This window comes from Pseudochrobactrum algeriensis (assembly GCF_018436245.1).
GTDB classification, from domain to species: Bacteria; Pseudomonadota; Alphaproteobacteria; order Rhizobiales; family Rhizobiaceae; genus Pseudochrobactrum; species Pseudochrobactrum saccharolyticum.
The window spans coordinates 945,375-972,279 of sequence record NZ_CP075361.1; the positions used below are offsets into that span (position 1 = coordinate 945,375).

Consider the following 26,905-nt stretch of genomic DNA (forward strand, 5'->3'; position numbering starts at 1 on the left):
ACTGGTTGATTGGTGAATGGATAGACTTCTCATGTATTTTCAGAGGGTTTCCAGTCAGCAATATTTATAGGTAAAGGAAGTATAATGGAACATCCAGAGACTGTGGTTTCTGCTGACGAACTGCTGCTCAGTCTTACAGCTGATGTTGTTGCCGCTTATGTCAGCAATAACTCAATACGTGCCGGTGAAGTGCCTGCATTGATCGCTGATGTTCATGCAGCATTTGCCCGTTCAGGTGTTCGTGAAGAAGTGGTTGCTGTGGTTGAAAAGCCTAAACCGGCAATCAGCCCGAAAAAATCAGTTCACGACGATTATATTATCTGCCTGGAAGACGGTAAGAAATTTAAATCGCTGAAGCGCCACCTGATGACCCATTATAATCTGACGCCGGAACAGTATCGCGAGAAGTGGGATCTGGATCCTAACTATCCGATGGTTGCTCCGAACTATGCTGCAGCCCGCTCGCAGCTTGCTAAGAAAATGGGTCTTGGTCGTAAGCGTAAAGCTGCCTGATCCGGCTACAGCATGTCTCCCAAAAGTGGGCACCGGTTTTGGGGTGAAGACATGCGTAAAAACAAACTGTTAGAGCGAGCGCAATGGCTATGATTAAACGCGACACGCTCTAGTATCTCTTCAACGAGATATCAAGAGATAAACAACGGCGCGAAAGTGCCGTTGTTTTTTTATGTATTGTTAAAGCAGTTGCAGCAGGCGTGTCTGGGCTTGTTTTAGCGCAATGTGCCGGTTGATATCGTAACTCCAGTGTTTATTGAGACCTTTCAGACGTTCTCTTTTGATGAGCCGCGATAGTTTCGCTGCAATACTTGCTCTCTTTTCGGCCGGCGCATTTAAGGCCTGTTGCAAGTCGATGCCGCAGCTCAGCTGTAAGGCGACGGATTGGGCTGCCTGAAGTGCATCTTCTTTACGGTTTTCCAGAAATAGCTGTTTTTCCTGTTGCAGAGTGGCTGACATTGTTAATCCCCTTCATCATGCAGGGGATTATGATGTTTTGCTGCTGGCGGGGGATAAGCAGATATTCTTAATTTTAAAATGTAGTATTGGTTGTTTGAGTATTTTTATTATAATTAAATTTGATTGTTTGATAAAATGTTTTTATTGAATGACTTAATTTCATGTATAGATTCTTTTTTAATATTTGTTATTTGAATTTAATTTTATATTTATATCTGGAAACTCAAGTTTATCCCCGTATAAGGTTTTTATATTAAGGATATGTCGTCTGCGGAGGGCATATGTTGAATAATTTTCCAGATTTTTTATCCGGTCGCACGGATTCACTTGTTGTCTTGCATAATTTGCCGGAGGTGTCGCGCCTGCATTGTTTATCCGGCGGGCAGGATATGCATTCCATGCAGAATGATGTCGGCAACAAACGCATGACAGAGAATGCGCTGTATCTGGCTGATTTGATGCAAAGAAACAGCAGTGTAAAAAGCCAGCTGACAAGCAGGGAGCGGCAATTGCGTGCCTGGAAACTGTGCGGGGCTTTAATGGCGTTGTTGTCTGTTTTCTTTCAGGTATCCTTACACGATTTGCGCAGTCCCCAACGCGGCAATTGCCATATCGCCAGAATCCGGCAATTCGGCATGTATATCGCTCATACCATGTTCGGCTTGTCGATGTCTGAAGTGGCTTATGCATTTTGCCGTGAAAGAACCACGGTTAAACATGCCTGTCATTTGATTGAGGACATGCGGGAGAATGAAAAATTTGACCGCAGTGTCAGCTCGTTTGAATATCTCATTCGGGCGCTTTATCCATGCGGGAGTGTAGGGGAATGAGTAAAACTATCACTGCATTATCCCCGACAGATCAGCAATCAGCTTTGCGGGTACTCAGATTTCTGCTGCGGTCAGCGGCAAGGTTCGAAGGTGAAGAAGGGCGTTGGTTCTTGACCAGTGATGAGGGCGGCACGATTACCTGTCACGAGCCGGTATTGCAGCATTTGCTGGAGGCCGGATTGGTGAAAGCTGAGCAGGACAAAATCACCTTGGAACTTGCAGGACGCGGTCTGCTGGAGAAGCTAAAGAAGCCTGCTGAGGCAGAGCAGTCTCAAGAACCTGTTGTGCAGTTAGCTGATGAAAACATCCGGCCTCGTACCGTCAATAATGCTGAATCCCCGCTGACTTTGCTCTACCGGAAGAACAAACAGACGGGGCGGCGTTTTCTGAGTGATGATGAGTTTCATGCCGGAGAGCGGTTGAGGGCTGATTTCACACGCGGGAATATGATGCCAAGGATTTCGGCCAATTGGGATGCCAGTGTCGCCGGTCGTGTCAGAGGAGAGCGGGGCGGTGCGGCTGAATTGAGTGATTACGTATTGGATTGCCGGGATCGGGTGAATAAGGCACTCATCGCTGTGGGGCCGGAATTATCCGGTATATTGCTGGATATATGCTGTTTTCTCAAAGGTTTGGAATTGGTGGAGCGTGAGCGTTCATGGCCTGCACGCTCGGCAAAGATGATGCTGAAAACAGCGCTCAGTATTTTGCACCGCCATTATAATGCAGGGCGGATGCCGGAAGGGATCACGTCACCGGCTGCCTATCACTGGGGAGCACCGGATTACCGGCCTTCACTGTGATGCCGTGTCACAAGCTGAAAACAAAACATGCGCAGTGATGAGATCAGTGCGCATGTTTTGGTATATTATAGATGAGAAATATCAGGCAGCGTTTTGCAGGGCGCTTTGTGCGTCATTGCGCACACGCTGCACCATGGAGCGCAAGCCGTTGGAACGCTGTGGTGTCAGATGCTCATCGAGGCCAAGGCTTTTCAGAACGCCTTCTGCATCAATTTTCAGAATGGAAGATGCGGTTTCACCGGAATAAAGGGCAAGCAGGATCGCAACCAGACCGCGGACAATATGCGCATCGGAATCGCCCAGGAACTCCATAACCGGATCGGCTCCCTGACCTTTTTTGGTCAGCAGCCAGACCTGACTGACACAGCCCGGAACCTTATGATCCGCATCGCGAGCTTCTTCTGGATAAGGTTGCAAGTCACGTGCCAGTTCGATCACATAGCGATAGCGGTCTTCCCAGTCGTCAAGAAACTCAAAGTCCGACGCAATCGTGCTGATCTTTGAATTTGTCATAGGTCTCTCCGCATTAACTGAAGCATGCCGCGCAAGAACGAAAATTCGCTCCGCTCAAGGCATACAGATAAATATACATATGGCGCGGCTTATAGACCATTTTTATAGCAATTGGAAAGTTCCGGTTCTGATGATTACAGTAACTATCCGGGACGCTGCGCAGGAACAGGAATTTTGAACGCAGGTGCCTGCTCTGTTGCAGGTGGCGCGGATGGCTCTTTGTTTTGCGAAGCGCTACCGGATAGAACCTCTTTCGCACGGATCAAAGCCTGTTCACCACTTTGCTGAATCGCTGCCTTTCCGGCAATACAGAGAGCGGGATTGCGCTCACAAAATGTGCTGATTTCCTGCAGGGTTTTACCGGCTTGCAACCATTGCTCAACCAGATCGGGACTGGCCGTGGACGGAGCCTGTTGCTGTTTTTCTGAAGACAGATGATTTTGCTGTGTTTGTGCCTGTGGCGCTCGTGGTGGCTGTGTGTCTGTAGACTTGCCGGTCAGTCCGGGCATCAGCAGAAAAACCCCTCCCAGCCAGAAAATGCATTTAAGCAGAAATCTCATGATCTTTATTCCTGCCTGTTTGCACTGTCCTGTCGGGTTGCTGAGCGTGATAAATATATAAGTTTAAATTATTCATATAGTTATCAGTTGTTTCACCGGTTTCTTCTCAAGGCTTTCCGGTTGTTGAGACACAATGGTTAAAGCATGAGACATATTTCTGAAGATTCTGATAAAATGTTTTTAAGATTGTCTTGCCATGGGGCAGAGCCGGAAATATTCCGTTTACCATAGAGCCAAAAGCTGCCCCTTTTTCGCGGAAAAAAGACTTTCACGGGCATCATACATCGCGGTTTTATCTATTCCTTAAAGTCTGGGCGTCCATTCTGTCATTGTTCGGTGACTGTCTTTTCACTCCGGTGAAAGGAGACAGTTGAAGTGAGATTGTGTCAGAGTGAGTATGCTGCGTGTACGGCATTTATGCGAAAACAATGAAAATGATTAAAGGCGGTATGCATAATACCGTTGCGGATCATCACCTGTTGGCGCAGGAAAATGCAGGATTCCATGCTTCTGTTACCGCTGCTCAATCCCGTAAGTCCGACCATTTTTCAGCGTTTGATTTGCGCTGCGCATTGCTGCTGTTTCCGCTGTTTCTGGCAATGGCTTTCTACAGTATTTTCCCGACCGCTTCGGTCAACGCATTGCTGTTTACCGGCCTGTCCTTTACCGGCATATCCGTTCTTTTGCTGGCAGCGCAGGCATTTGGTATCCGCAACAGCCTGACAGGTCTTGTCGCATTGTCATTCTATAGCGCGGTACTGGCTTTTACAGCCCTGTTTGCAGGTGCGGAAAATGGTCTGGTCTGGGCGATGGTTCTGGCATTGCCGCTTGAGATCTGGCTGGTAACCCGCCATCGTGCCGCGGCTGTTGCCGGTGGTCTGATCACTGTTGCCCTGATGGCAACATCGCTGACCAAAGGAATCAACACACAGCTGATGCTTCCGGCCGGTGTCTCAACGACTTTCCTGTTTATCTATGTCGGCGCCATTTTGCTGCGGGTAATGCGTTTGGCACTGCCAGTTGCAACAGTCCGGCAGAATACAGCATCTGCTCATAATGCGGACAGCGATCTGGAAACAGCGCTGGATGCTCTGGTTATCCGTCTCGATCAGCATGGTCATATCCGTACTTTGTCTGATCGTTGTATTGAGCAATTTGGTGTTGATCGTGCAGTCCTGACCGGCACATTGCTTCTTGACCGTGTGCATGTGGCTGACCGCGTTCAATATCTCGCATTTCTGAATGGCCTGAAGCACGGCAATTCACCGATGAAACTCGGTGGCAAGACAGAGATTCGTCTGCGTTGCGTGGAAGCTGCTCAGGGCAATAAAAATGAACAGCCTAAAATCTATTTCAATATATTTGAAATGGAAGGGCAGGCAAAAGGCACGGCTCAGAATGAGCAGGAAGCCGGTTTCCTGATTGTTGCGCGCAATCTTGCACAGGTGCAGGATACGCAGCAGCATATTGTTCAGCAGAATACGACGATTGAGAATCTCGAAACCTCGCGCGGACGTTTGCTTGGTGCCGTCAGCCATGAGTTGCGCACGCCGCTGAATTCAATCATCGGTTTCTCTGATCTGCTGTTACATGATGTGGCAGGGCCTTTGCAGAGCGACAAGCAGCGCGAATATATTGATCTGATCCGCAAATCCGGCAATCATCTGCTGGAAGTTGTAAACGGTATTCTGGAAACCTCACGCCTTGAGGCCGGTCAGTATCCGGTTCAGCATGAACGCTTTTCCGTGCAGGACAGCGTTACAATGTGCAGCTCCATGCTGATGCCGATGGCCGAGAAAAAGGGCGTTATTCTCTGTGACCGCATTCATCCGGATGTGACGGATATGATTGCTGATCGTCGTGCAATCCGTCAGATTTTGATTAATCTGGTGTCCAACGCTATTAAATTCACGGATCGCGGCGGTTGCGTAACCATTGATGTGATGCCTGATGAAACAAAGCGCGGTTATGCAGGTGCAGAGCGCAGTCTGGTCATTTCCGTTTCTGATACAGGTGTTGGACTGGAAGCACATGAGATTGAACGTCTGTGCCAGCCATTTACCCAAATCAATAATGCACAGACCCGTATGCAGGAAGGTTCGGGCCTCGGGCTTTATCTGGTTAAAGGTCTTGTCAGTCTTCATCAGGGTGAGATGAATATTCACAGCCGCAAGGGCCATGGCACGACTGTTTCAATCAGGCTGCCGCAAACAGCACAGCAGGTTGTGGATAAGACCGGATTGGTTGCAGGTGCGGCCGCAAATCAGGCATTATCGCAGCCTATGCAGCAGGCTGATCGGATGCAGACAAATACAGTTTCAACCGATATTCGCAGCGCTCTTGAGCAGGTGAAAACAGCAATTATTAATCTTCAGGCCGAACAGACTGAATATAGTCAGGCAGAAAGTAGTTATGACGGAAAGACAGAGCCGCAGCGGTACGAAACGCAAGGGGACTTCCATGCGCAAAAACGCAAAACGGCGTAGTTTTGGCAGACGTTTTTTTGATGCATGCCTGACCGGCGTGTCACGCATGGCATTAGCTGCCGGTGATATAGTCGCGCGCAATCCTGTGGTAGCCGGTGGTGCAACCGCATTTCTTGTGACGCTTGGTTTTGTTGCCAGCAATGCGATCTGGTATCAACCGCAGGCGCATGACGGTGTTTTCTTTAAAACGCGGCCGGAGCAGGTTTTCCGTGCTGTAGCAAAAGACAATAGCGAAGCAGCCCGCAAGCTGACAGGCAATGTGACTGCGCAGGAACCCGTGCGCCAGATTACCGGTAATGAGGCCGTGCCGGTAACTGATAAACCGCAAGCTGTTGCGACTTTGCCCGAGACAACTGTTGATGGCGGTGATCTGCCGGCTCTGGCGCCGAATGGCGACAAGCAGGTGGCGATCATGCAATATAATCTGAAACAGCTTGGCTTCTACAGTGGCAATGTGGATGGTCTGACAGGGCCGCAAACCCGTGCTGCGCTTGAGCAATGGCAGAATGTGCAGGCCAAGCTGGCACCGGATCAGAATAATGCGGCTAAACCCGCAGAGAAACAGCTGAGCATTGAGGAAGCCATTGCTGTGGCTGTACCAGCTGCCAGACCTGAGGCTCGGCCTGACACTCAGCCTGAAAACAGTGCGCGTGCTGTGCCGGTTGCGGAAAGACGGCCTGCGCCGATTGCCGTCAGGACAGAAGAAAAAACACCGGTACAGGCTGTGCGGAGTAATTCTGCATCGCAGAATGCAACGGAAACAACGGCTTCTGTTCAACCGGTATCCGCACGAACATCATCCGGTCAGGTAGTCAGTGCCGAGGAACTGGTGCGTATTCAGGCGGGGCTCAAAGCATTCGGCAATGATATGGTTGTCGTGGACGGTGTTCCGGGCAAAACCACAGAAGATGCCATCCGCGAGTTTCAGAAACTGTTCCGTCTCAATGTCAGCGGTAAGCCTGATTCTGAGCTGATCGGGAAAATGCGTGAAATCGGCCTTATCAGCTGATTTGATATGCAATGAGCAGGTATTTCAGCCTATGCGTCTGACAAGTGAATTCTGGGTTTCCGCATTCATGCGCCGCGTGCGCATGGCTGATGGTTTCGCTTATCTGGTCAGGCGCGGTGCGGCCGAGGCCGGTGCAATCTTTATCAAGATCCGCAATCGTGACGGCAATTTTGATTTATATATGCCAGCGCCGCAAAGCGAATATGATCCGCAGCGGGCGGATGAGCGCCGGTTTGTTTTATATCAGCAGAGCGAAGACGAGCAGCTGATTAATACGCAGCTTGAAAAAGAGCTGCGCTTTGATCCTGATCTCTGGCTTGTCGAGGTTGAAGATTGCGATCAGGCTGCGGAGCTGCTGACCACAGGCATGTAATTTATCCGGATTATTGTGCTTTTCTATGCGGGACAGTGCCGTCATTATTCGCGGCACTGGTAAAGTTTTCCGATGCACTGTCCGCCAGATCGCGCAACTGGTTGCGCAGACGCTCATTCATATCATCCGCTTTCCAGCGTCTGACTGCTGTAGCCGCCTGTTCAGGGCTGATAGAGCGGTAAATATGGACAAATTCCCGTAATTGTTCACGTTCGCCGTGGATTGTACCGAGAACAGCAGTCAGGATCAGATAGGTATCCTGTGCGGTAAGCCCTATGGCTTTCAGCGCCAGCGGCAGTTGGGAATTCGGCCATGAGCCGATAATTGTTTCAGCACGCGCATAGCTGACATCCAGCGCATCGGCCAGTGCGGTGCGGAACATGTTTCCGTCAATCAGCAGCGCCATATCAATCAGATATTCCGCCCGTGCCGGTTGCAAACAGGATGACAGTGACAGTGCACTGAGATTATGCGCAGGCAATGATTGCGTTGCAGCAGGGGCTGTGCGGCTTGGTGCAGCCGGTTTGCTCTCTGGGCGTTTGTTTGCAGGGGCTGCTGAAACATAATGCGCTTCCTGCACCTCCGCTATGCTGTTCTCTGCAGCGGCAGGTGCAGTGCTGATAACCGGTTCAGCAGTCAGTGTCTGGCTGATGAGCGGATCATCAAAACCCTCAAGGATTGGCAACAGCAGCGGATCAACCGGCTGACGGCGCGCAATGATACGGGCATGGGACAGGCCGTGCTGGCCGGTAATGTCAATGAGATCGGCAGTTGTCAGGACAGGGGAGCGCAGCAATAGCGGTGCAGCGACTTCAATACTGTCATTGGCAAGAGCCAGAACCAGCTTGCGCGGGGCAACATCATGCTGGGCAAGAATAGCTGAGACCTGACGGCGGGCACGCGGCGTGGCTGTTTCCAGCAACGGCAAAGCCAGATCTTCAAATTGCTGGCTTTCATAGCGTCCGGGACGGGTGAGGGACGTAAAACCTGCCACGGCAGCAGCCAGCAGGTCGTCGGTCTTGTGGTGTGCGGAATGACCACTTCCGGATAATATTTCCAAAGCGCGGAATTGATCGGTGGTCACGCGTATTTACCCCTTACGCCTACACAACACAGACAAAAATACACCTCTCCTCGCTGAAAACATAAGGAGAGCTTTCTGCACTTTAAGGGAGAACACTTAGCAATGAATTAACCATCGGCGTGTTGATGGTAATTTACTGACCTGTAAATCAAATATTTTTCGGAAGATGGTGCATCGCAGGAGAGTTTAATTCTCGATCGAAACGTTCATACATTCTGCAGATTTAAGAAACTCGCCGACCTCATCCCGCCATGTTGCATCCGGCTCGAAGACCCGCAAAACCGCAATCGCTTCATTAACAGACTGGGTGATAAGCACTGATTGTTCCAGTTGTTGCGGAATGCTTTGTTCGAGCAGGATTTTCTGTAAAGGCGAGACAAGCAGCAGATCGGTTGTTGGTGACACCTGATCATTGAGGCTGAAGGTTATATCGCCTGTATGGTTGTAAATCGCCAGCGACCAGAACGGCACTTTACCGACAGCGCTGATATGAACCGGCCCGTTGGTCAGGTCAAAACGGCATGCGGCACTGCGCATCAGCGGATCGCGGCGTTTCGCCCAGTTAGCACCTTCCAGCCTGTGAAAGCTTTCTGCAGGGCCGAGTGCTTCCACGCGTTTCCACAGGGTTTCCGAAGCATCATCAGGCACAAGCAGTATAATCGCAATATGAACGATGGCAGCGCCAATGAGGCCGAGGGTAATGGCATAGAGAAACTGCAACAGCGAATGTCTCATCGTCCGGCTCCTTTGCAGCTGCCTTCTGCCAAAGTGAGTGCCGGCATTTGCGGGTTTTCAAAGCCGATAGATGTGCCCAGATCGGTATCATACAGGGTCATCACCAGCTGATAAGGGCGCGATGCATTGATAGCCAGCCAGTTTCCCGATTGCGCAGAGGGAGAGACAGCGATGAGGAAACTTGAATCATGCTGATACCAGATCATCTGGCTATGCAGTTCCTGCGGAAGCCCTTGCTTTTGCGTGAGCGGCAGATCGTGCAAATTGCTGGCATAAAGCGTCCAGAAACGGGAGGCGGGGGCTTTGCCTTGTAAATGATAGGTGCAACGCGGATCAAGCTTTGTACCGTTCACATCATGCCTCAGGACAAAGCGTTGGCCTTCGGCAGCACCCAGCGGCAGCAATGCGGCGCGGCTGCGTTGCGCACGCGCATAGGGATCAGCATCCGCACTGCCATAGAGCGGCGAGGCATGCCATTGTCCGATAGTGAGCTGATTGAAACCTTCAAAATTATTGAGAGCATAAAGCGCACTGGCTGCGCCGCCCGCCAGAGCAATCAGGCAGGTTAATACTGTCAGCAATATGGTTCTTAAATTGCTCATGGAGAATCTATAAAACACGTCCGGTTAAAATTGCCTGTCATTATCAGGTGACCGGATCAAATGGCCGGTTCATTTCAATAAGATCAGAGTGACGATAAAGTCGTGCGAATCCGCTGCGGTGTTTCATAGGTGCGGAATTTTTCGTTCAGACTGCGCATAAAGCGCGTCGTTTCCGAGGACAGAACACGCGGATAATCCGGAACTGTGTTTGGCAGTTTTTCACCGGTGCCGCTGCTCTGTGCTACCAGTTTCGGATCAGCTGGCTGTGCCGGTGTCGGGAACGGATTGCTGATGCCCGGAATTGGTTTCAGGTCAATATTCTGATGCGCCTGCATCATCATCATCTGCCATGTCATAGCAGGGATGATACCGCCGGTCAGATTATTCATCGGTGCATAACTGTCATTACCGAACCAGACCGCCGCCGTGTAATTGCCGGTATAACCGACAAACCACGCATCACGATAGCTCTGGGTGGTGCCGGTTTTGCCTGCAACACGGGTCATAGGCAAAGCCGCACGCCGCGCTGTACCACGTTCAGGCACCTGCACCAGCATGGAGTTCATTTCTGAGGCGGCCTTTTCAGACAATACGCGCTTTGGTTCCGGTGTATCGCGTTTAAAGTCCCAGAGAATTTTACCAGCCGGATCGGAAATCTGCACAATACCATGGCGCATGCCTGCAAAGCCGCCATTGGCAAAAACACTGAAGCCGGTGGCCTGATCCATCACTGTCATGCCGGAGGTGCCGAGCACCATGGTTTTATGGTCGGAAATTTCCGATTCAATGCCCATCGCTTTGGTGAGGGCTACAATCGGCTTTGTTGTCAGATAGTCTTTGGCAAGGCGCACCGGCACCGTATTATAGGATTTGACCAGAGCGGTTGCGAGATCGACACGGCCTGCAAAAGAGCGGCCGTAATTGCGCGGCATCCAGTTACCCCATGCAATCGGCGCATCGGAGACAATCGTATTCGGTGTCAGACCCTTCTCCATAGCAACGGCATAGACATAGGGTTTGAAGGATGAACCGGCTTGACGAAGCGCTTTGGTTGCGCGGTTGAACTGGCTTTCACCATAATCGCGCCCGCCGACAATTGCCCGCACCGAGCCGTCATCGGCAATCACCACGGTGGCGGCTTCTGTCACTTTATATTCGGCACCATATTGGCGCAGATGAAATTCAATCGCATCTTCCGCAGCTTTCTGGATATTACGATCCAATGTGGTACGCACCACCAGATTATGCTGCGGGATTGTGCGGGTGATTTTCTTCACCTCGTCAAAAGCCCAGTCCAGAAAATAGTCGGGATTTTCACCTTTTGCGCGGTCAACCACACTGGCAGGATTACGTCGTGCATAGGCCAGCTGACCTTCACTCATAAAGCCTGCATCAGCGAGATTGGACAGCACGACATTGGCGCGCGCACGGGCAGCCGGCAGATTGACATGCGGTGCATATTTCGCCGGTGCTTTGAACAGACCGGCCAGCATTGCTGCTTCCGCCAGAGAAACATCTTTGACATTTTTGCCAAAGTAAAATTCGGAAGCCGCTGCAATACCAAATGTTCCGCCGCCCATATAAGCGCGGTCGAGATAGAGCTGCAGGATTTCCGTTTTGCTTAAATTAGCTTCCAGCCAGAGCGCGAGAAAGGCCTCATTGATTTTGCGTTTCAGCGTTCTTTCATTGGAGAGAAACAGATTTTTCGCCAGCTGCTGAGACAGGGTGGAGCCGCCCTGAACCACGCCATTGGCACGCATATTCTGGGTGAGCGCACGGCTTAAGCCCCAGAAATCAATGCCGATATGTTCATAAAAACGGCGGTCTTCCGTTGCCAGAACTGCTTTGATGACATGATCCGGCAATTCAGCAATCGGCACCGCATCGCGATGCATGATACCACGCTGGCCGATTTCATTGCCGTAGCGGTCAAGGAAAGTGACCGCGTAATCATCCTGCGCACGCCAGTCTTTCTTGGTTTCCTCGAATGCAGGCATAGCCAGAGCAAGCAGAACAACACTGCCGAGAACGCCAAGCGTAAAACCCTCATCGGCGATTTCTACAAACAGACGTTTCCAGCCACGCACGCGGAATTTGCGGGAAAATATAGTGGCGCTTTCCCAGAACGCGGAAAAATGTGAGCGTAATTTATACAGGCTGCTGTCCAGCCAGGCATCAATAGCCATCAGAAACGGGCTGCGGGTCAGGCGGCGCGTTTTTCTGGTCTGGTCATTTTTGTCAGCCTGTTTGCTCATAACCGAAAAATAACCCGTTTTGCTCGCATAAAGAGGGGCGATAATGTCCCATTCTAGCACATCCTTATGAATGGCCAATAAAGCAGAAGTGCCAATGAAGGGTTTAAAATTATGCTTAACGAATAAACCTATTATCTCAATGCGATAAATATTTCGGTAAAATTGAATGTGAAGCAATAAGCTTCAAAAGCAGAAAAATAGGAATTTTATCCTTGACGGCGTGACGGTGTTGAAGTAGGTTTTATATACAGTCAGAGAAGTGTGGCTGACAAAGATGACAAGGCGTGGCATGTGGTGCTGCGCTTTTTTTATTTGTGCCATTTGTAACCGGTTATGCGTTTCACAGAGAACGGAGCCGGTCAAACCATGCCGGAAAATTCGGAAGAAATACAAGCACTGCCAAATGCTTCGCTGGAGCGTTTGCAGGCGGTATATCGTTTGCAGCGGCGTTATCAGATAGCTGTGCCGGACATGGCTTTTCTCTTGAGTGTGAAGCCGGAGATTTATAGCAAGCGTTTGAAACGGGCAGGGCTGGATTACTCTTCTGTCAGCTTGCCGGTACTGGATATTGAAGATCTGCTGATTAAAATTAATGCGGAATTGCAGAATTTCTCCAAAGCGGAGGGGTTGCCGGAAAAGAGTGCTGTAGAGGCGCTGGCAGCATTGGCAAAAGCGGTGAAAAGTATCAGTGAGCTTTCCAAGGAAACGCGTGTTGAACCGCTGAATGATAAGCATGACAACGGAAATGATGATCGCGGTGTGACGCTGGAGGATGTGCGTGAAGCTCTCAGCATCATCAGTGCCAGAATTACCGAACTCAGAGCTGTTTAAATTTCTGTCTGACGCGGGTGTCGATGAACAGGCCATTGTTGCAGCCAGCAAAGAATGGCTGTTTCAGGGGCGGCTGGCGCAATTGCCGGTGTTTCAGAAGCAGGATTGGCGCAGCTGGGTGATAATGGGTGGGCGCGGTTCGGGCAAAACCCGTGCCGGTGCCGAGTGGATCAGCGGCATGGCGCAGGGGCTGGCGCCTTTCTGTGACAAAGCTTGCGGCAATATTGCTTTGGTGGGGGAAACACTCGCCGATGTGCGTGAAGTGATGGTTGAAGGGCCTTCCGGTATTCTCTCGGTTTCTCGTTTGCAGCGGCCACGGCTGGAAAGCACCCGCCGCAGGCTGGTCTGGGAAAGTGGCGCGGTGGCCTCCTTCTATTCGTCGGAAGACCCTGACAGTTTGCGCGGGCCGCAATTTTCTGCTGCATGGTGTGATGAACTGGCGAAATGGAAAAATCCGCAACAGACATGGGATATGCTGCAATTCGGCCTGCGTCTGGGAGACAATCCGCGTCAGGTGGTGACAACCACACCGAAAATGCAGGCGCTGTTGCGTGATCTTTTGAGTGATCCGGCAACGATCATGACTCATATGCGCACGGATGAAAATGCTGCGCATCTGGCACCGGCCTTTTTGTTAGCCATGCAGCAGCGCTATGCGGATACGGCCTTGGGGCGGCAGGAGCTTGATGGTGTTCTGATTACAGACCGTGAGGATGCGTTGTGGTCGCGGGAGCAATTGGAGGCGTTACATGATCCGCAAGTTCCGGAATTGCAGCGCATTGTCATTGCGGTTGACCCGCCTGCAACTTCAACCAGGAATTCCGATGCCTGCGGGATTATTGTCGCCGGACTGGATGCGGATGGTTTGGCATGGGTGCTGGATGACGCAACATTGCAAGGCGTGAAGCCACATCAGTGGGCAGCGCAGATTGTGCAGTTCTACCATCGCTATCAGGCTGATCTGGTGGTGGCGGAGGTTAATCAGGGCGGTGACATGGTGATGGCGGTGATCCATGCGCAGGATGCATCAGTCGCGGTGAAGCCAGTGCGGGCGCAGAGGGGAAAATATCTGCGTGCCGAGCCGGTGGCAGCACTCTATGAGCAAGGGCGTATTCGCCATGCACGCCGTTTTCCAGAGTTGGAAGATGAGATGTGTGATTTCGCCGTAAACGGCCTGTCGTCAGGCCGCTCACCGGACAGGATGGATGCGCTGGTCTGGGCGCTGCATACGCTTTTGCTTCAGGACACACATAAGCCGAGAATCCGGCAGCTTCGATAAATTTCATAATTAAGGTCGAGTGAGGTGAACATGGCTTGGAAATGGCCGTGGCGGCATAGTGCTGCCCAAACGCAGGAGCAGAAAAGCGCACAGGTGCCTTCTGTAAAAATGCAGCAGGGTTTTGTCGCGCTGCATATGGATGCGCAGGCACGCTGGACAAGCCGCAATTATATGGCGCTGTCGCAACAGGGATTTATGCGCAATCCGATTGTGCATCGCTGTGTGAAAATGATCAGCGATGCCGCAGCCAATGTGCCGCTGCTGCTCTATCAGGGCGAGACGGAGCTTGAAGAACATCCGCTGCTGAAACTGCTGCGTGCGCCCCATGATGGGGCTTGCGGTTCCGGATTTTTCGAGCAGCTTTACGGGCATTTATTATTGTCCGGTAATGCTTATATCGAGCGGCTGGATTATGACGGACAGCCGAAAGAGTTACACTTGTTGCGTCCTGAGCGGGTGACGATCGAGAGCGACAGCAATGGCTGGCCTCAGGCTTTGCTTTATCGCAATAATACCACCAGCCGCCGCATCAGCCTGAATATTGGCTCTGAGACAGGACTGTCTGCACGGGCGTTGCATTTGCGGCTGTTTCATCCGCTGGACGATCATTACGGTTTTCCGCCTTTGGAAGCCGCTTCTATGGCACTGGATATTCACAATGCCACGGCGGCATGGAACAAGGCTTTGCTTGATAATTCTGCGCGACCTTCCGGTGCGCTGGTCTATGCGCCGAAGGATGGCGGCAATTTAAGTGAGGAGCAGTTCGACCGGCTGAAGACCGAGCTTGAAGAGGGCTATACCGGTGCCGGTGGTGCAGGTAAGCCGCTGCTTCTGGAAGGCGGGCTGGATTGGAAAGCCATGGGACTGTCGCCCAAAGATATGGATTTCATCGAGGCCAAACATGTGGCCAGCCGTGAAATCGCATTGGCTTTTGGCGTGCCGTCGATGCTGCTCGGCATTCCCGGTGATAACACCTATGCCAATTACGCCGAGGCCAATCGTGCTTTCTATCGCCTGACCATTCTGCCGCTGCTGACACGTACCGCACAAGCGCTGAGTAACTGGCTCTGTCCTTATTTTGGTGCGGATATGCGACTTGAACATGACCATGACCGCATTGATGGGCTTGCCGAGGAACGCGAGGCTTTGTGGCGGCGCATTGGTGCAGCGGATTTCCTGAGCGATGCGGAAAAACGGCAGGCAGTTGGCTATTCTCCTGAGGCGGAAGGAGGAGTGCTATGAACCTCTTCAACCAGCCGGATGCACTCACTCAGGAACAATGGATCTGGCTTGCTAAAATCACCGGCGCGGTGAGCGGTTCTGCCGTTTCACTGGCCTATATGTTGCCCAAAGGAAAACGCGAGGCGGCAGTGCGTTTCGCAGTTGGTTTGATTTGCGGCATGATTTTTGGCGGGGCAGCCGGTGTTAAAATTGCCGAACACCTGACATTGAGCAACAGCCTCGGGCAGGCGGAGCTGATGTTGATGGGCTCTGCCGCTGCAAGCTTTGCTGCATGGACAGCGCTTGGTTTTTTCAAACGCTTTACCGACCGGCTGAAAAATCAGGTTGGTGGTTCCGTCCGGCAAGAGGGGGAGCATGATGAAGGCTAAGGCAGAGCAGTCTTTATGTTTCAGCGGTTATGCCAGCCTGTTTTCGCTCACTGATCTGAGCGGCGATATTATTGAGCGCGGCGCTTTTACCAAGTCCCTGCGACGGGGTGCAGCGGTGCCGATGCTTTGGCAGCATCAGGCCGACAATCCCATCGGCATCTGGACAAAAATCGCTGAGGATCAGCGCGGTCTTTATGTTGAGGGGCAGTTAACGCAAGGTGTGGCGCGTGCCGATGAAGCTTGGCAGTTGATATCCGAAGGGGCGCTGGATGGTTTGTCGATTGGCTTTCGCGCCATTCGCAGCAAGAAGTCAGCCTCAACCGGAAAGCGGCATATTCTGGAAGCCGAGCTTTGGGAAATCTCGCTGGTGACTTTTCCGATGTTGCCGCAGGCGCGTGTTCATCCGGTGCAGAGCAAAAATCATGATGACATGAGTTCCGCGCAGATTATCCGCCATGCGGCGGCCAGTCTGAAAGCGCAAACTTCTTTTTGAAACCTCCGTCCGGTCGGTTTGTACCGTCTTTTTACACCAAGCCCGAAGGGACAGGAAATGACAATCAAACATAAAGCAACAGCCGCTCAACCGCAGGTGCTGGAGATTAAGGCGCTGAACAGCCAGCAGGAAGTCGGGCAGGCTTTTGGTGAGTTTATGCAGGCCTTTGAAGGATTTAAACAGGCCAATGATGAGCGCCTGACCCAGATTGAAAAACATGTTGGTGCGGATGTTCTCACTGTTGAAAAGGTAGAACGTCTCAACCGTGCAATGGATGAGCAGAAGGCGGCTCTGGATCAATATGTGCTGAAACAGGCGCGCCCTGCGCTTGGTGGTGAGACACGTTCACCGCTCGGTGGTGTTGTGCAGGAGCATAAACAGGCTTTTGACAATTATGCCCGCCGTGGTGATGAGCAGGCATTGCGCGGGCTTGAGCAGAAAGCGCACTCCTATGGTTCGGGGCCTGACGGCGGTTATCTTGTGCCTTCGGAACTCGAAACAACCATCGGCACACGTCTGGCTGCACTTTCGCCGGTGCGTGGTCTTGCAACCGTGCGGCAGGTTTCCGGTGCTGTGCTCAAAAAGCCGTTTTCCATTAGCGGCCCTGGTACAGGTTGGGTTGGTGAAGAGGGCGCACGCCCGCAGACCACCAATGCTAAACTGGCTGAGCTGCAATTCCCGACCATGGAAATTTACGCCATGCCTGCGGCAACAGCCAGCCTGCTGGATGATGCTGCGGTGGATGTGGAACAGTGGATTGCCGCAGAGGTTGAAACAGCTTTTGCCGAGCAGGAAAGTGCCGCTTTCATCAATGGTGATGGTGTGAACAAGCCGCATGGTTTTTTGGCCTATGACAGTGTTGCCGAGGCAAGCTGGGCATGGGGCAAGCTGGGTTCTCTGAAAACCGGCGTGGCCGGTGCGCTGCCAGCAGCCAATCCGTCTGATCTGCTGATTGATCTCGTCTATGCGCTGAAATCCGGTTACCGCCAGAATGCCCATTGGATGATGAATCGTAAAACGCAGTCGGCGCTGCGCAAGCTCAAAGACAGCAACGGTAATTATCTCTGGCAGCCACCGGCATCGCTTGGTCAGAAGGCTTCCTTCATGGGCTTTGGTCTGGTGGAAGCGGAAGATATGCCGAACATTGCCACGGACAGCACACCGATTGCATTCGGTGATTTTGCCCGTGGTTATCTGATTGTCGATCGCATTGGTATCCGCGTGCTGCGCGATCCGTATTCTGCCAAGCCATATGTGCTGTTCTACACCACCAAGCGTGTCGGCGGTGGTGTGCAGGATTTTGACGCGATCAAATTGCTGAAATTTGCAGCCTGAATTTGCTGGCGGGGCGGTTTTGCTTGGCCTTTGCAAAGCGGTATGAATCATTCTGTCAGAGAGTGATTTTATATCATTGTTTCTATTAAAATTTACAGGAGATAGCATGGTTCTCCAACTTATAACGCCACCGGTAAAAGAGCCGGTGACGACAGCAATGTTGCGCGATTTTTTACGTTTGTCATCGGATCAGGAAGAAGACTTGCTGGAACGGCTGATCCGCACTGCGCGGGAAGTAATCGAACAGCATTGTAATCTGGTGATGCTGCCGCAACGCTGGTTGTTGCAACTCGCTAACTGGCCGCAATCGGGCAGAATTGCCCTCTATAAAGCGCCGGTCATTTCCATTGATAAGGTACAGGGTTTTGATGCTGATGGTACTGCGGTACTGTTCAGTGCCGATGACTGGCGACTGGATACGGATAGTCGTCCGCAGCGACTTTATCTGCGGCGACCACAACATATTACCATTGCCCGCGGGTTGGAAATTGAGCTGACTGCCGGTCTGGCGAATGAGCCTGAAGACCTGCCCGAAACATTGCGACATGCCTGTCTGGTGCTGGCGGCACATCTCTATGATAATCGCAATTCTTATGAAACAGTGATGCACAGCCTGCCGGATATGGTTGCGCAACTCGTGTCACCCTGGCTACGGCGGGGGCGGTTATGAACCTGCAATTCATTGATGCGGGGCAGTTTAAAACCCTGCTGACTTTGGAAGAAAACCGTCCGCTTTTTGATGAGACCGGCGGCTATCAGGAGCAGTGGACGGAAATTGCCGCGCTCTGGGGCAGGATTGAGCCGAAGAAAACCGGCAGTCAGAACTTTGCCGGACAGACCATTCCCCATGTCACTCATCTCATTACAACCCGTTATCGCAGCGATATCGCGGTCTCCATGCGTCTCACGCGTACGGGGCGGCATTTCACGGTTTTAGGGCTGCAAGATCCCGATGAAAGCCAGCGCTATCTCATCTGCTCAGTTAGAGAGGAAATCCGATGAATTTTTCCATGCGCTTTATATTTGAAGCCTTGTTGCGCACGCTGCGTCTTGTTGGTTTGCAGGCTTGTGAACAAGCTCTGTCGAATAAACGTGACGGGCTGTTTCTGAAAAGCCCTGAGCCTAAGGCACCGCCTGCTCAAACCGAACAGGACAACAAGGGATGAACGGTGCGGCGCTTGTTTTGCAAAAAGCAATATTGGCGTGGCTGCAAGCTGCGCCTTTGTTAATGGAGAAACTGCACGGGCAGGGCATTTACGATCATGTGCCGCCCCATGCGCAGTTTCCTTATATCAGCTTTGGCCAAAGTCAGATCTATGCCTGGGATACCGATAGCGGCACTGGCGAGGAGCACAATCTGGTGCTGCATATCTGGGCGCGTTCCAATGGCCGCAGGCAGGTGTTGGAGCTGATGATGCTGGTGGAAGGGCTGATGGAGGCTTTGGCAAGCAGACAGCAAAAGCCTGATATCGGTGGCTATCATCTGGTCAATCTGACTTTGCAATCCTCACAGACCCGCAATGACGACTTGCGTGACGGTTACAATGGTCAGTTGCGTTACCGTGCGGTGACAGAGAAAGTTGAAGGAGCGTAATTAATGGCAGCTCAGAGAGGTAAAGACCTGTTGCTGAAAATTGCAGCGGCAGGTGACACATTTCAGACTTGTGCGGGTTTGCGCAGCAAGCGCATTGCGTTCAATGCGGAGAGCGTTGATGTGACAGATGCTGATGCTTCAGGACGCTGGCGGCAATTGCTCGCTGGCAGCGGTGTGCAGCGTGCATCGGTCAGCGGTGCGGGTATTTTCAAAGATGCGGCATCGGATGCGCTGATCCGCGCGGCGTTCTTCAATGGCGATATTCTCAACTGGCAGATTATTGTTCCGGATTTTGGTACTGTCAGCGGTTTGTTTCAGATCACCGCGCTGGAATATGGCGGTGCCCATGATGGCGAGGTGACGTTTGAAATCGCGCTGGAATCTGCCGGTCTTATCAGTTTCGGAGTGCAACCATGATGGTCAATGCCAGACGCGGTGAAATTGCAGCCGTTTTGAATGACAAGGATTGGGTTTTGTGCCTGACACTTGGTGCCTTGGCCGGTCTTGAGGCCGCCTATGAGACCGAAGACCTTTCTGCTCTGATCGCCCGTTTCTCAACTGGACGGTTAAAGTCGGAAGATATGATCCGCATTGTTACCGCAGGTTTGCGCGGTGGTGGTCATGATGTGGCCGAGGATGATGTGGCGGATATGCGCATTGATGGCGGTGCTACCGGCTTTGCGCGGCTGGTGACACAATTGCTGGAAGTAACTTTTGGCATGGCTGCTGAAAAGCCGGAAAACACAGCACAATCAAAAAATTAGAAGCCGTAATTGAATCAATGTCTTTCCCCTGGGATGCGCTGATGCATTTCGGGATGGGACAATTGCGGCTGTCGTCACGGGATTTCTGGCAGCTCAGCCTGCCCGAGATCAGGGCGCTGAGCCAGTCCATGCGCGGTGGCAGGAAAGCGCCGCCGCGTGATGTTTTAAACATGCTGATGCGGGCTTTTCCGGATGGTGGATCATGAATGATACAGGCACACAACAATCAGTTACGGTTTCGGTTGAGGCAGATACCAGCGGTTTTGACCGCGCGCTGGATAATTTGCAGAAGCGCTCCGGCTCGTTCGGGCAGAGCCTGACTTCGGCTTTCAAAAGCGCGGTCACATCCGGCAAAGGGCTGGATGATGTGCTGCGCGGGCTGGCTTCCAATATGGCTTCCATGGCGCTGGATGCGGGGATGAAACCGTTGCAGGGATTATTCTCCTCGATGTTCTCCGGCCTGATGGGCGGGCTTGGCGGCTTGGGCGGGGTTAAGCCTTTTGCCAAAGGCGGTGTGGTTTCCAGTCCGACATATTTCGGGCTCGGCAGTGGTTTCGGTGTGGCCGGTGAGGCGGGAGCCGAGGCGATTTTGCCATTGGCACGCGGCAGTGACGGCAGTCTTGGCGTGGCTATGGGCAGTGGTGGCGGTGGGCGAGCCATGCAGGTCAATTTCAATATGTCATCGCCCGATGCTGCTTCCTTCAGCCGTTCGGAAGCGCAGGTCAGTGCCATGCTGGCGCGTGCCGTGCGCCACGGCACCAGACGTATGTGAAAGGGCGCATTATGCAGGATTTATCTTCATTTCATGATGTGTCTTTTCCGCTCGGTGTTTCATTTGGTGCAACCGGCGGGCCGGAATGGCGTAATGAGATTGTGAGCCTGACCTCGGGACACGAAAAGCGCAATGCACGCTGGTCGATGTCGCGCCGGTTTTATGATGCCGGAACAGGGTTGCGTTCGCTCAACGATCTGCGCGATGTGTTGCGCTTTTTCGAGGCACGGCGCGGTTCGCTCTATGCGTTCCGGTTTCGTGATCCGCTTGATCATCTCTCATCGGAACAGGATGCACCGCCACAACCAACAGATCAGTTTTTGGGGCGGGGGGACGGCACGACACGGCAATTTCAGCTGGCGAAGCATTATGGTGACTATCAGCGCATCATTACCAAACCTGTGTTGGGTACTGTGCAAATTGCTGTGGAGGGGGAGGTGCTTGCGGGTGATGCATTCAACGTGAATTATCTGACTGGCATAGTGGAAATTCACGAGGATTATGTGCCGCCGCCGCAGGCGAAAGTGACTGCCGGTTTCCTGTTCGATGTGCCGGTGCGCTTTGATACGGACAGGCTGAGCGCCAGTATTGCCAGTTTCAAAGCCGGTGAAATTCCGTCCATTCCGATTGTTGAGGTGAAGTGATGCTGATACTCGATCCGGCACTTGAATCACATTTGCAGGGTGATGTGACAACACATTGTTTTGCATGGGTTTTGCGACGTAAGGACGGTGAGGTTTTTGGTTTTTGTGACCATGACAGAACATTATCTATACATGGGATAAATTGCTTTCCGCAAAGCGGGATGAATGGTTCTGAGGCAGGTAGCCAGCTTGGCCTCGCGGTAGACAGTTCCGAGATTGAAGGGGCGCTGACCAGTGACGCTTTGACTGATGCGGATATTGAGCGCGGGCTTTATGACGGCGCGACTGTTGAGACTTATCTGGTCAACTGGGCGCAGCCGGAGCAAGCGGTATTATTGCGCAGCAGCGTGATCGGAAAAATCACCCGCAGCGGCATGAGTTTTACCGCTGAGCTGAAAAGCAGTGCGGCTCTGATGGATCGTGTTTTCGGACGGTGTGCCAAGCGGGGGTGCGATGCGGAATTTGCAGATAAGCGTTGCGGCATCAATCCGGCCGATCCGCGCTATGCGGGTGAGGGTGTGGTGGAGCTTGTCAACGGACAGGATTTGGTGGTTTCAAATCTGAGTGGTTTTGCATCGCACTGGTTTGAGCGCGGGAGCCTGCACTGGCTGAGCGGGCAAAATAAGGGCAGCGTGAATAATATTGTTTCCCACCTTAAACAGGGAGAGACGGCAAGTTTGATCCTTCAGGAGCTGCCGGTCTATGACGTTCAGGTCGGTGATCGTTTTCGTGTATTGGCGGGATGCGACAAGAGCTTTCAGCAATGCCGTGACCGCTTTGCCAATCATGAGAATTTTCGCGGCTTTCCGCATATTCCCGGCAATGATGCTGCCTATGGTTTTGCCGGTGGTGAAGGTAACTTTGACGGCGGGGTGCTCGTGCCATGACCGCTGCCCCGCTGAATTACAAAGTGCTGGCGATTGCTGAAAAATGGCTTGGCACACCTTATCGTCACGGTGCCAGCCGGTTACAGGTGGGGTGCGATTGTCTGGGGCTGATACGTGGTATCTGGCGGGAGCTTTATGGTACAGAGCCGGAAGATGCCGGCATCTATTCCCGCGACTGGGCAGAGCTTAGCCGCGATGAGCCGCTGATTGATGCTGCACGTCGGCATATGTATTTAAAGCCGCAATCAGAGATGCAGGCCGGTGATCTCTTGATCTTTCGCTGGCGGGATGGTGTGGCTGCCAAGCATTTAGGCATCATGGCGGAGAATAACCGCTTCATCCATGCCTATGAGGGGCATAGTGTGACGCTTTCCGCGCTGGTTCCGCAATGGCGACAGCGTATTGCAGCCGTTTTCTCCTTTCCAAATCCTTCGGTTTGAAGACAGGTCATTTCTCGCATGAGTACAGTGGTTCTTCAGGCGGCAGGTAGTATGATCGGCGGGCTGTTCGGCCCCGTTGGCGCGGCAATAGGCAGTGCGATCGGCGCTATGGGCGGCTATATGATCGACAATGCGCTGATTAATTCAACGCGGCGTATCGAAGGGCCGCGTCTGTCCGGTACACGTCCGATGCAGGCGGAAGAAGGGGCTGTTTTGCCTGCCGTTTATGGCACGATGCGTGTCGGCAGCACACTGATCTGGGCGACCCGTTTCGAGGAAGAGAAAACCACCACCCGTCAAGGGGCGAAAGGTGGCCCGAAAACCACGTCTTACAGCTATTATGTCAATGCCGCTTTTGCGGTGGCGCAGGGCGAGATTTCCGGTATTCGGCGCATCTGGGCAGACGGTAAAGAGCTTGATCAGACGCAGGTGACTATCCGTGTCTATAAAGGCACTGAAACGCAGCAGCCTGATCCGCTGATTGAAGCACGACAAGGGGCGGGTAGAGCACCTGCCTATCGCGGGACGGCCTATGTGGTGTTTGAACGCCTGCCGATTGATGCCTATGGCAACCGGCTTCCGCTTTTGCAATTCGAGGTCATGCGCAATGTCGGCAGGCTGGCACGGGATATTCAGGCCGTTGCGCTGATCCCCGGTGCAACGGAATTTGGTTTGTCACCGCAGATGGTGCGCGATGAACCGCGCCCCGGTGAAACACGCGCGTTGAACCGTAATACTCTGCGGGCGCAAAGTGACTGGACAGCATCACTGAATGAGTTGCAGGCGCTGTGTCCCAACCTGAAAACAGTTGCTCTGATTGTGCCGTGGTTCGGCACCGATCTGCGTGCGGGAGAATGTCAGATCTTGCCCGCTGTAACAGCGCGGGAAGCGAGAAAACCGAGCCATCATTGGCGGGTTGGTATGGTGGATCGTGCATCTGCGCATCTGATTTCCGATAATGGCACAGAAAAAGCCTATGGCGGGACACCGAGTGATTTCTCGGTCATCGCTGCAATCAAAGATGCCCGACAGCGTGGACTGAAGGTCACGCTTTATCCGTTTATTATGATGGATATTCCCGCGGATAATCAGTTGCCTGCGCTGGATGGTGAGGGCTTTCAGCCAGCCTATCCGTGGCGCGGCAGAATTGGTGTAGCGGCGGGAGTGGATAAAACAGTTGAAGCAGGGCTTCAGCTTGCCCGTTTTTCCGATGGCATAAACGGCTATAAAAATTTCATCCGCCATTATCTGGAACTGGCGCATGCTGCCGGTGGTGTTGATGCTTTTCTGATCGGCTCGGAATTGCGTGGTCTGACACAAATCCGCAATGAACAGAATGATTTTCCGTTTGTCAGCACTTTGTGCGAACTGGCTGATAATGCACGCACATCTTTAGGGGGGGCTTGTAAAGTCACCTATGGCGCGGATTGGTCGGAATATTTTGGCTATCACCCGCAGGATGGCAGCGGTGACGTGTTCTTTCATCTTGATCCGCTCTGGGCGCATCCGGCAATTAATGCCATCGGCATTGATAATTATATGCCGCTGAGTGATTGGCGTAACGGGGATGAGCGCAGTATTGATCCGGCCTTTCCCGCTTCTGCCTATGATGAGAGTGCCTTGCAAAATGCCATTGCAGGAGGTGAGGGTTATGACTGGTATTATGCCTCGGATGCAGACAAGCGTGCCCGCAAGCGCACGGCAATAACGGATGGTCTGGCGGACAAGCCATGGGTATTCCGCTATAAGGATTTGCGCTCGTGGTGGCAGAACCAGCATTTCAACCGCATTAATGGAGCTGAGCAGACACAGCCCACGGCATGGCAGCCAATGTCCAAGCCATTTTGGTTTACAGAACTTGGCTGTGCGGCGGTTGATAAAGGGCCGAACCAGCCGAATGTATTTCCTGATCCGAAATCCTCGGAAAATGCTGTGCCATATTTCTCCGACGGTTCGCGCAGTGATATTGCGCCGGATCGTTTTTTGCGCGCGCATTTTGCTTATTGGAATGTTGCGGGAGAGCATAATCCTGTTTCGCCGCTCTATGGCGGTGCAATGCTTGATCCGGAACAGATTTATGTCTGGGCGTGGGATACGCGCCCGTTTCCGGAATATCCGCTGAAGGCAGATATCTGGGGCGATGCCGCCAATTGGGCAACGGGGCATTGGCTCAATGGCCGTCTCAGTGGTGTGGCGCTGGATGAATTGTTACTGGCTTTGCTGAAAGATTTCGGGCTTGAAGGGCTGGCTGATTGCCGTGGCGTTGAAGGCTATCTGTCCGGTTATATTGCCGATAATCCGGCCAGTGGCAGAGCATTGCTGGAGCCGCTGATGGATATATTCGGCGTGGTGGCTTTTGAGCGGGTGAAGGGAAACCAGAGACTGGTATTCCGCAGTCTCACACTGCGCCAGAATCCCGTTGCCATTCAGGATTATGCACTGGAAGGCGATCAGTCGTTACCGGTGCGTATTCTGGATGATGTGGAGGAGTTGCCTGCAAGCGCAGAAATTTATTTCAGCGATGCTTTGCGGGATTATCAGTCCGGCAGTGCATTGGCGCAAAAATCCGGCTGGCAGCGTGCCGGTCACGAAAGCCTGTCTTTATCTGCTGCGATGGAAAGCGGGCAGGCACAGGCATTGGCCGAAAGCTGGCTGGAAAGAAAACGGGCTGAACGCCGCACTGTTGCTTTTTCTGTGCCATGGTCGCAGGCAGGTTTGACAGTTGGTGACAGGGTACGTGTGCCGGAACTGGCCGGAAGCCGTGATTATGTCATTGTGAGCTTTGAGGACGGGGCGGCAAGGCGGGCTAAAGCCGTGGCGCTTGCACCGGCTTTGCGTCGCCCTGACCGCACCCGTATGCCGGCGGTGCCCGTTTCCGGAGGTGTGACTGCTGGCCCGCCGCTGTTTTATATGCTGGATTTGCCGATGTGGCCTGGAATTGAAAATGAGAGCAGTCAGTTTCGCATCGCTTGTTATGCCAAGCCGTGGCGGGATGTGGCGCTTTTTGCCTCGCCGGAAGTGAGTGGCTATCAATTGCGCACAGTGATCCCCTATGCCGCAATCATGGGAGAGTTGATTACAGAGCTTGCAGGTGCCGCCAGCGGTCGTTTCATGCATCAGCAGAGTTTCGATGTTCGTTTATATCACGGGGAATTACATTCTCAGTCTGTATTGCAGGTGTTGAATGCCGCTAATACTGCTCTGGTGCAAAATAGTGCGGGCGGATGGGAGATTCTGCAGTATCTGGAGGCAGAAGAAATTGCTGCCGGTCACTGGCGGATAAAGTCTTTGCTGCGCGGACAATCGGGAACAGAACCGGAGGCTGGTATTGTAAAACCGGCAGGTGCGCCATTTATCTTGCTGGATGGCCGGGTTGTTCCTGCAGGACTGCAGAAGACTGAAAACGGGTTGATGCTGAACTGGCGTGCGGGGCCATCTGGTCGGGATTTCTCGGATGATTATTTCAGTACCCAATCCGCTGCCGGTGGTGTTAAAGCTTTAAAACCTCTGAGTCCGGTTCATGTCAGATACAGACCACAGCTAAACGGGGATATGCATTTTCAGTGGATTCGTCGCGGACGTATTGATGCGGATAGCTGGATGGGGGAAGATATTCCTCTCGGAGAAGTTACGGAAAAATATCAGGTACAACTGTGGCAGGATGGGGTGCTGTTGGAAAAAGCGGAAGTAACCCGACCGCATTATGTTTATTCCGGTCAGGTGCAACACGGTGTGCATTTGCGTTTGGAGGTCGCTCAGATCAGTCAGAGTTCCGGCGCGGGAGAGGCGGCTTCACTATCGTTTCGTTACTAAAACCAGTTGCGACAAATATTTTCCAGCACACACGTTGAATTGAAAACGGGCTGATCCTTCGTAATTGACAGTTTTTAATGAATTTGGCAGCTTTGCCGCAGTTATGAAGACTTTCGTTTTTAGGGAACTAATGTTAACGAAAGAAAAAATCTAAGCATTTCCGGCAGTACAACAGAATGACTGTCCGGAAATAGGGTGAAACGATGTGAGCGGTTCCCGTG

Annotated in this window: 31 protein-coding genes; 24 read left to right on the plus strand and 7 right to left on the minus strand. The window is 52.4% G+C overall.

The features are described 5' to 3' along the window. The first annotated feature begins 84 nt into the window (after window positions 1-84). Window positions 85-513: a Ros/MucR family transcriptional regulator gene (locus KHQ09_RS06255; protein ID WP_022710037.1), complete on the plus strand. Its 429-nt coding sequence runs from the start codon at window positions 85-87 to the stop codon at window positions 511-513. A 180-nt stretch (window positions 514-693) separates the two neighbouring features. On the opposite strand, the gene KHQ09_RS06260 is transcribed toward KHQ09_RS06255, so the two are convergent. Then, on the minus strand, window positions 694-972 hold the full coding sequence (locus KHQ09_RS06260; RefSeq protein WP_213597090.1) for a cytoplasmic protein: 279 nt from the start codon (window positions 970-972) through the stop codon (window positions 694-696). Window positions 973-1,370: 398 nt separating this feature from the next. Here KHQ09_RS06260 and KHQ09_RS06265 point away from each other — a divergent pair, with 398 nt between their 5' ends. Next, complete coding sequence (locus KHQ09_RS06265; RefSeq protein WP_213630815.1) at window positions 1,371-1,802, plus strand: helix-turn-helix domain-containing protein; 432 nt, start codon at window positions 1,371-1,373, stop codon at window positions 1,800-1,802. Beyond that, window positions 1,799-2,605 carry a DUF6456 domain-containing protein gene (locus KHQ09_RS06270; protein WP_213597094.1) on the plus strand — a complete coding sequence of 269 codons (807 nt, stop codon included), beginning with the start codon at window positions 1,799-1,801 and terminating at the stop codon, window positions 2,603-2,605. The genes KHQ09_RS06265 and KHQ09_RS06270 overlap by 4 nt, the downstream gene beginning before the upstream one ends. An 81-nt stretch (window positions 2,606-2,686) precedes the next feature. Here KHQ09_RS06270 and KHQ09_RS06275 read toward each other — a convergent pair whose 3' ends face one another. Both KHQ09_RS06275 and KHQ09_RS06280 read right to left on the minus strand, forming a co-directional pair. Further along, window positions 2,687-3,118: a SufE family protein gene (locus KHQ09_RS06275; RefSeq protein WP_022710033.1), complete on the minus strand. Its 432-nt coding sequence runs from the start codon at window positions 3,116-3,118 to the stop codon at window positions 2,687-2,689. A gap of 143 nt (window positions 3,119-3,261) precedes the next feature. Beyond that, complete coding sequence (locus KHQ09_RS06280; RefSeq protein ID WP_213597096.1) at window positions 3,262-3,678, minus strand: DUF5330 domain-containing protein; 417 nt, start codon at window positions 3,676-3,678, stop codon at window positions 3,262-3,264. A gap of 428 nt (window positions 3,679-4,106) precedes the next feature. Between KHQ09_RS06280 and KHQ09_RS06285 the strand changes: the two genes are divergently transcribed. Genes KHQ09_RS06285 through KHQ09_RS06295 form a run of 3 tightly spaced genes read left to right on the plus strand, consistent with a single transcriptional unit; the run spans window position 4,107 to window position 7,546 of the window. Then, complete coding sequence (locus KHQ09_RS06285; RefSeq protein WP_213597098.1) at window positions 4,107-6,164, plus strand: sensor histidine kinase; 2,058 nt, start codon at window positions 4,107-4,109, stop codon at window positions 6,162-6,164. Then, window positions 6,139-7,173 carry a peptidoglycan-binding domain-containing protein gene (locus KHQ09_RS06290; protein ID WP_213597100.1) on the plus strand — a complete coding sequence of 345 codons (1,035 nt, stop codon included), beginning with the start codon at window positions 6,139-6,141 and terminating at the stop codon, window positions 7,171-7,173. Before KHQ09_RS06285 ends, KHQ09_RS06290 begins: the two co-directional genes overlap by 26 nt. Before the next feature lie 31 nt (window positions 7,174-7,204). Then, window positions 7,205-7,546 (plus strand): DUF1491 family protein, encoded by a 342-nt coding sequence (locus KHQ09_RS06295; protein ID WP_213597102.1) that lies wholly within the window; start codon window positions 7,205-7,207, stop codon window positions 7,544-7,546. A 10-nt stretch (window positions 7,547-7,556) separates the two neighbouring features. On the opposite strand, the gene KHQ09_RS06300 is transcribed toward KHQ09_RS06295, so the two are convergent. From KHQ09_RS06300 to KHQ09_RS06315, 4 genes are all read right to left on the minus strand, one after another. Further along, window positions 7,557-8,630, minus strand: coding sequence for a DUF2336 domain-containing protein (locus KHQ09_RS06300; protein ID WP_213597110.1), 1,074 nt, complete (start codon window positions 8,628-8,630; stop codon window positions 7,557-7,559). 186 nt (window positions 8,631-8,816) lie between these two features. Next, on the minus strand, window positions 8,817-9,365 hold the full coding sequence (locus tag KHQ09_RS06305) for a DUF1254 domain-containing protein (protein WP_213597112.1): 549 nt from the start codon (window positions 9,363-9,365) through the stop codon (window positions 8,817-8,819). Then, entirely contained in the window at window positions 9,362-9,946 is a 585-nt protein-coding gene (locus KHQ09_RS06310) for a DUF1214 domain-containing protein (RefSeq protein ID WP_213597114.1), read from the minus strand. Before KHQ09_RS06310 ends, KHQ09_RS06305 begins: the two co-directional genes overlap by 4 nt. A 104-nt stretch (window positions 9,947-10,050) precedes the next feature. Then, complete coding sequence (locus tag KHQ09_RS06315; RefSeq protein WP_420801471.1) at window positions 10,051-12,153, minus strand: transglycosylase domain-containing protein; 2,103 nt, start codon at window positions 12,151-12,153, stop codon at window positions 10,051-10,053. 435 nt (window positions 12,154-12,588) lie between these two features. Between KHQ09_RS06315 and KHQ09_RS06320 the strand changes: the two genes are divergently transcribed. From KHQ09_RS06320 to KHQ09_RS06405, 18 genes are all read left to right on the plus strand, one after another. Continuing rightward, complete coding sequence (locus KHQ09_RS06320; RefSeq protein ID WP_213597119.1) at window positions 12,589-13,053, plus strand: hypothetical protein; 465 nt, start codon at window positions 12,589-12,591, stop codon at window positions 13,051-13,053. Beyond that, on the plus strand, window positions 12,995-14,332 hold the full coding sequence (locus KHQ09_RS06325; protein WP_213597120.1) for a DNA-packaging protein: 1,338 nt from the start codon (window positions 12,995-12,997) through the stop codon (window positions 14,330-14,332). The genes KHQ09_RS06320 and KHQ09_RS06325 overlap by 59 nt, the downstream gene beginning before the upstream one ends. A gap of 30 nt (window positions 14,333-14,362) precedes the next feature. After that, window positions 14,363-15,574: a phage portal protein gene (locus KHQ09_RS06330; protein WP_213597122.1), complete on the plus strand. Its 1,212-nt coding sequence runs from the start codon at window positions 14,363-14,365 to the stop codon at window positions 15,572-15,574. After that, window positions 15,571-15,942, plus strand: a complete 372-nt coding sequence (locus tag KHQ09_RS06335) for a DUF6107 family protein (protein ID WP_213597124.1) — start codon at window positions 15,571-15,573, stop codon at window positions 15,940-15,942. Before KHQ09_RS06330 ends, KHQ09_RS06335 begins: the two co-directional genes overlap by 4 nt. Then, window positions 15,929-16,435: an HK97 family phage prohead protease gene (locus KHQ09_RS06340; protein WP_213597126.1), complete on the plus strand. Its 507-nt coding sequence runs from the start codon at window positions 15,929-15,931 to the stop codon at window positions 16,433-16,435. Before KHQ09_RS06335 ends, KHQ09_RS06340 begins: the two co-directional genes overlap by 14 nt. A gap of 63 nt (window positions 16,436-16,498) precedes the next feature. Beyond that, window positions 16,499-17,770, plus strand: coding sequence for a phage major capsid protein (locus tag KHQ09_RS06345; RefSeq protein WP_213599842.1), 1,272 nt, complete (start codon window positions 16,499-16,501; stop codon window positions 17,768-17,770). A gap of 106 nt (window positions 17,771-17,876) precedes the next feature. Next, entirely contained in the window at window positions 17,877-18,440 is a 564-nt protein-coding gene (locus KHQ09_RS06350) for a head-tail connector protein (protein ID WP_213597128.1), read from the plus strand. After that, window positions 18,437-18,772 (plus strand): phage head closure protein, encoded by a 336-nt coding sequence (locus tag KHQ09_RS06355; protein WP_213597130.1) that lies wholly within the window; start codon window positions 18,437-18,439, stop codon window positions 18,770-18,772. The genes KHQ09_RS06350 and KHQ09_RS06355 overlap by 4 nt, the downstream gene beginning before the upstream one ends. Continuing rightward, window positions 18,769-18,936, plus strand: a complete 168-nt coding sequence (locus KHQ09_RS06360) for a hypothetical protein (RefSeq protein WP_022710016.1) — start codon at window positions 18,769-18,771, stop codon at window positions 18,934-18,936. The genes KHQ09_RS06355 and KHQ09_RS06360 overlap by 4 nt, the downstream gene beginning before the upstream one ends. Further along, the gene (locus tag KHQ09_RS06365; protein ID WP_213597132.1) at window positions 18,933-19,364 is read left to right on the plus strand and encodes a DUF3168 domain-containing protein; all 432 of its coding nucleotides are present in this window, start codon (window positions 18,933-18,935) and stop codon (window positions 19,362-19,364) included. Before KHQ09_RS06360 ends, KHQ09_RS06365 begins: the two co-directional genes overlap by 4 nt. 3 nt (window positions 19,365-19,367) lie before the next feature. After that, the gene (locus KHQ09_RS06370; protein WP_213597134.1) at window positions 19,368-19,781 is read left to right on the plus strand and encodes a phage major tail protein, TP901-1 family; all 414 of its coding nucleotides are present in this window, start codon (window positions 19,368-19,370) and stop codon (window positions 19,779-19,781) included. After that, the gene (locus KHQ09_RS06375) at window positions 19,778-20,128 is read left to right on the plus strand and encodes a gene transfer agent family protein (protein ID WP_238481576.1); all 351 of its coding nucleotides are present in this window, start codon (window positions 19,778-19,780) and stop codon (window positions 20,126-20,128) included. Before KHQ09_RS06370 ends, KHQ09_RS06375 begins: the two co-directional genes overlap by 4 nt. Before the next feature lie 17 nt (window positions 20,129-20,145). Beyond that, window positions 20,146-20,334 carry a phage tail assembly chaperone gene (locus KHQ09_RS06380; RefSeq protein ID WP_213597136.1) on the plus strand — a complete coding sequence of 63 codons (189 nt, stop codon included), beginning with the start codon at window positions 20,146-20,148 and terminating at the stop codon, window positions 20,332-20,334. Next, the gene (locus tag KHQ09_RS06385; RefSeq protein ID WP_213597138.1) at window positions 20,331-20,900 is read left to right on the plus strand and encodes a phage tail tape measure protein; all 570 of its coding nucleotides are present in this window, start codon (window positions 20,331-20,333) and stop codon (window positions 20,898-20,900) included. Before KHQ09_RS06380 ends, KHQ09_RS06385 begins: the two co-directional genes overlap by 4 nt. 11 nt (window positions 20,901-20,911) lie before the next feature. Continuing rightward, a complete protein-coding gene (locus KHQ09_RS06390) occupies window positions 20,912-21,544 on the plus strand; it encodes a DUF2460 domain-containing protein (RefSeq protein WP_213597140.1) in 633 nt (210 codons plus the stop codon). Beyond that, window positions 21,544-22,431 (plus strand): DUF2163 domain-containing protein, encoded by an 888-nt coding sequence (locus tag KHQ09_RS06395; protein ID WP_213597142.1) that lies wholly within the window; start codon window positions 21,544-21,546, stop codon window positions 22,429-22,431. The genes KHQ09_RS06390 and KHQ09_RS06395 overlap by 1 nt, the downstream gene beginning before the upstream one ends. Beyond that, complete coding sequence (locus tag KHQ09_RS06400; protein ID WP_213597144.1) at window positions 22,428-22,871, plus strand: NlpC/P60 family protein; 444 nt, start codon at window positions 22,428-22,430, stop codon at window positions 22,869-22,871. Before KHQ09_RS06395 ends, KHQ09_RS06400 begins: the two co-directional genes overlap by 4 nt. An 18-nt stretch (window positions 22,872-22,889) precedes the next feature. Further along, entirely contained in the window at window positions 22,890-26,684 is a 3,795-nt protein-coding gene (locus KHQ09_RS06405) for a baseplate multidomain protein megatron (protein WP_213630816.1), read from the plus strand. Window positions 26,685-26,905 lie beyond the last annotated feature (221 nt).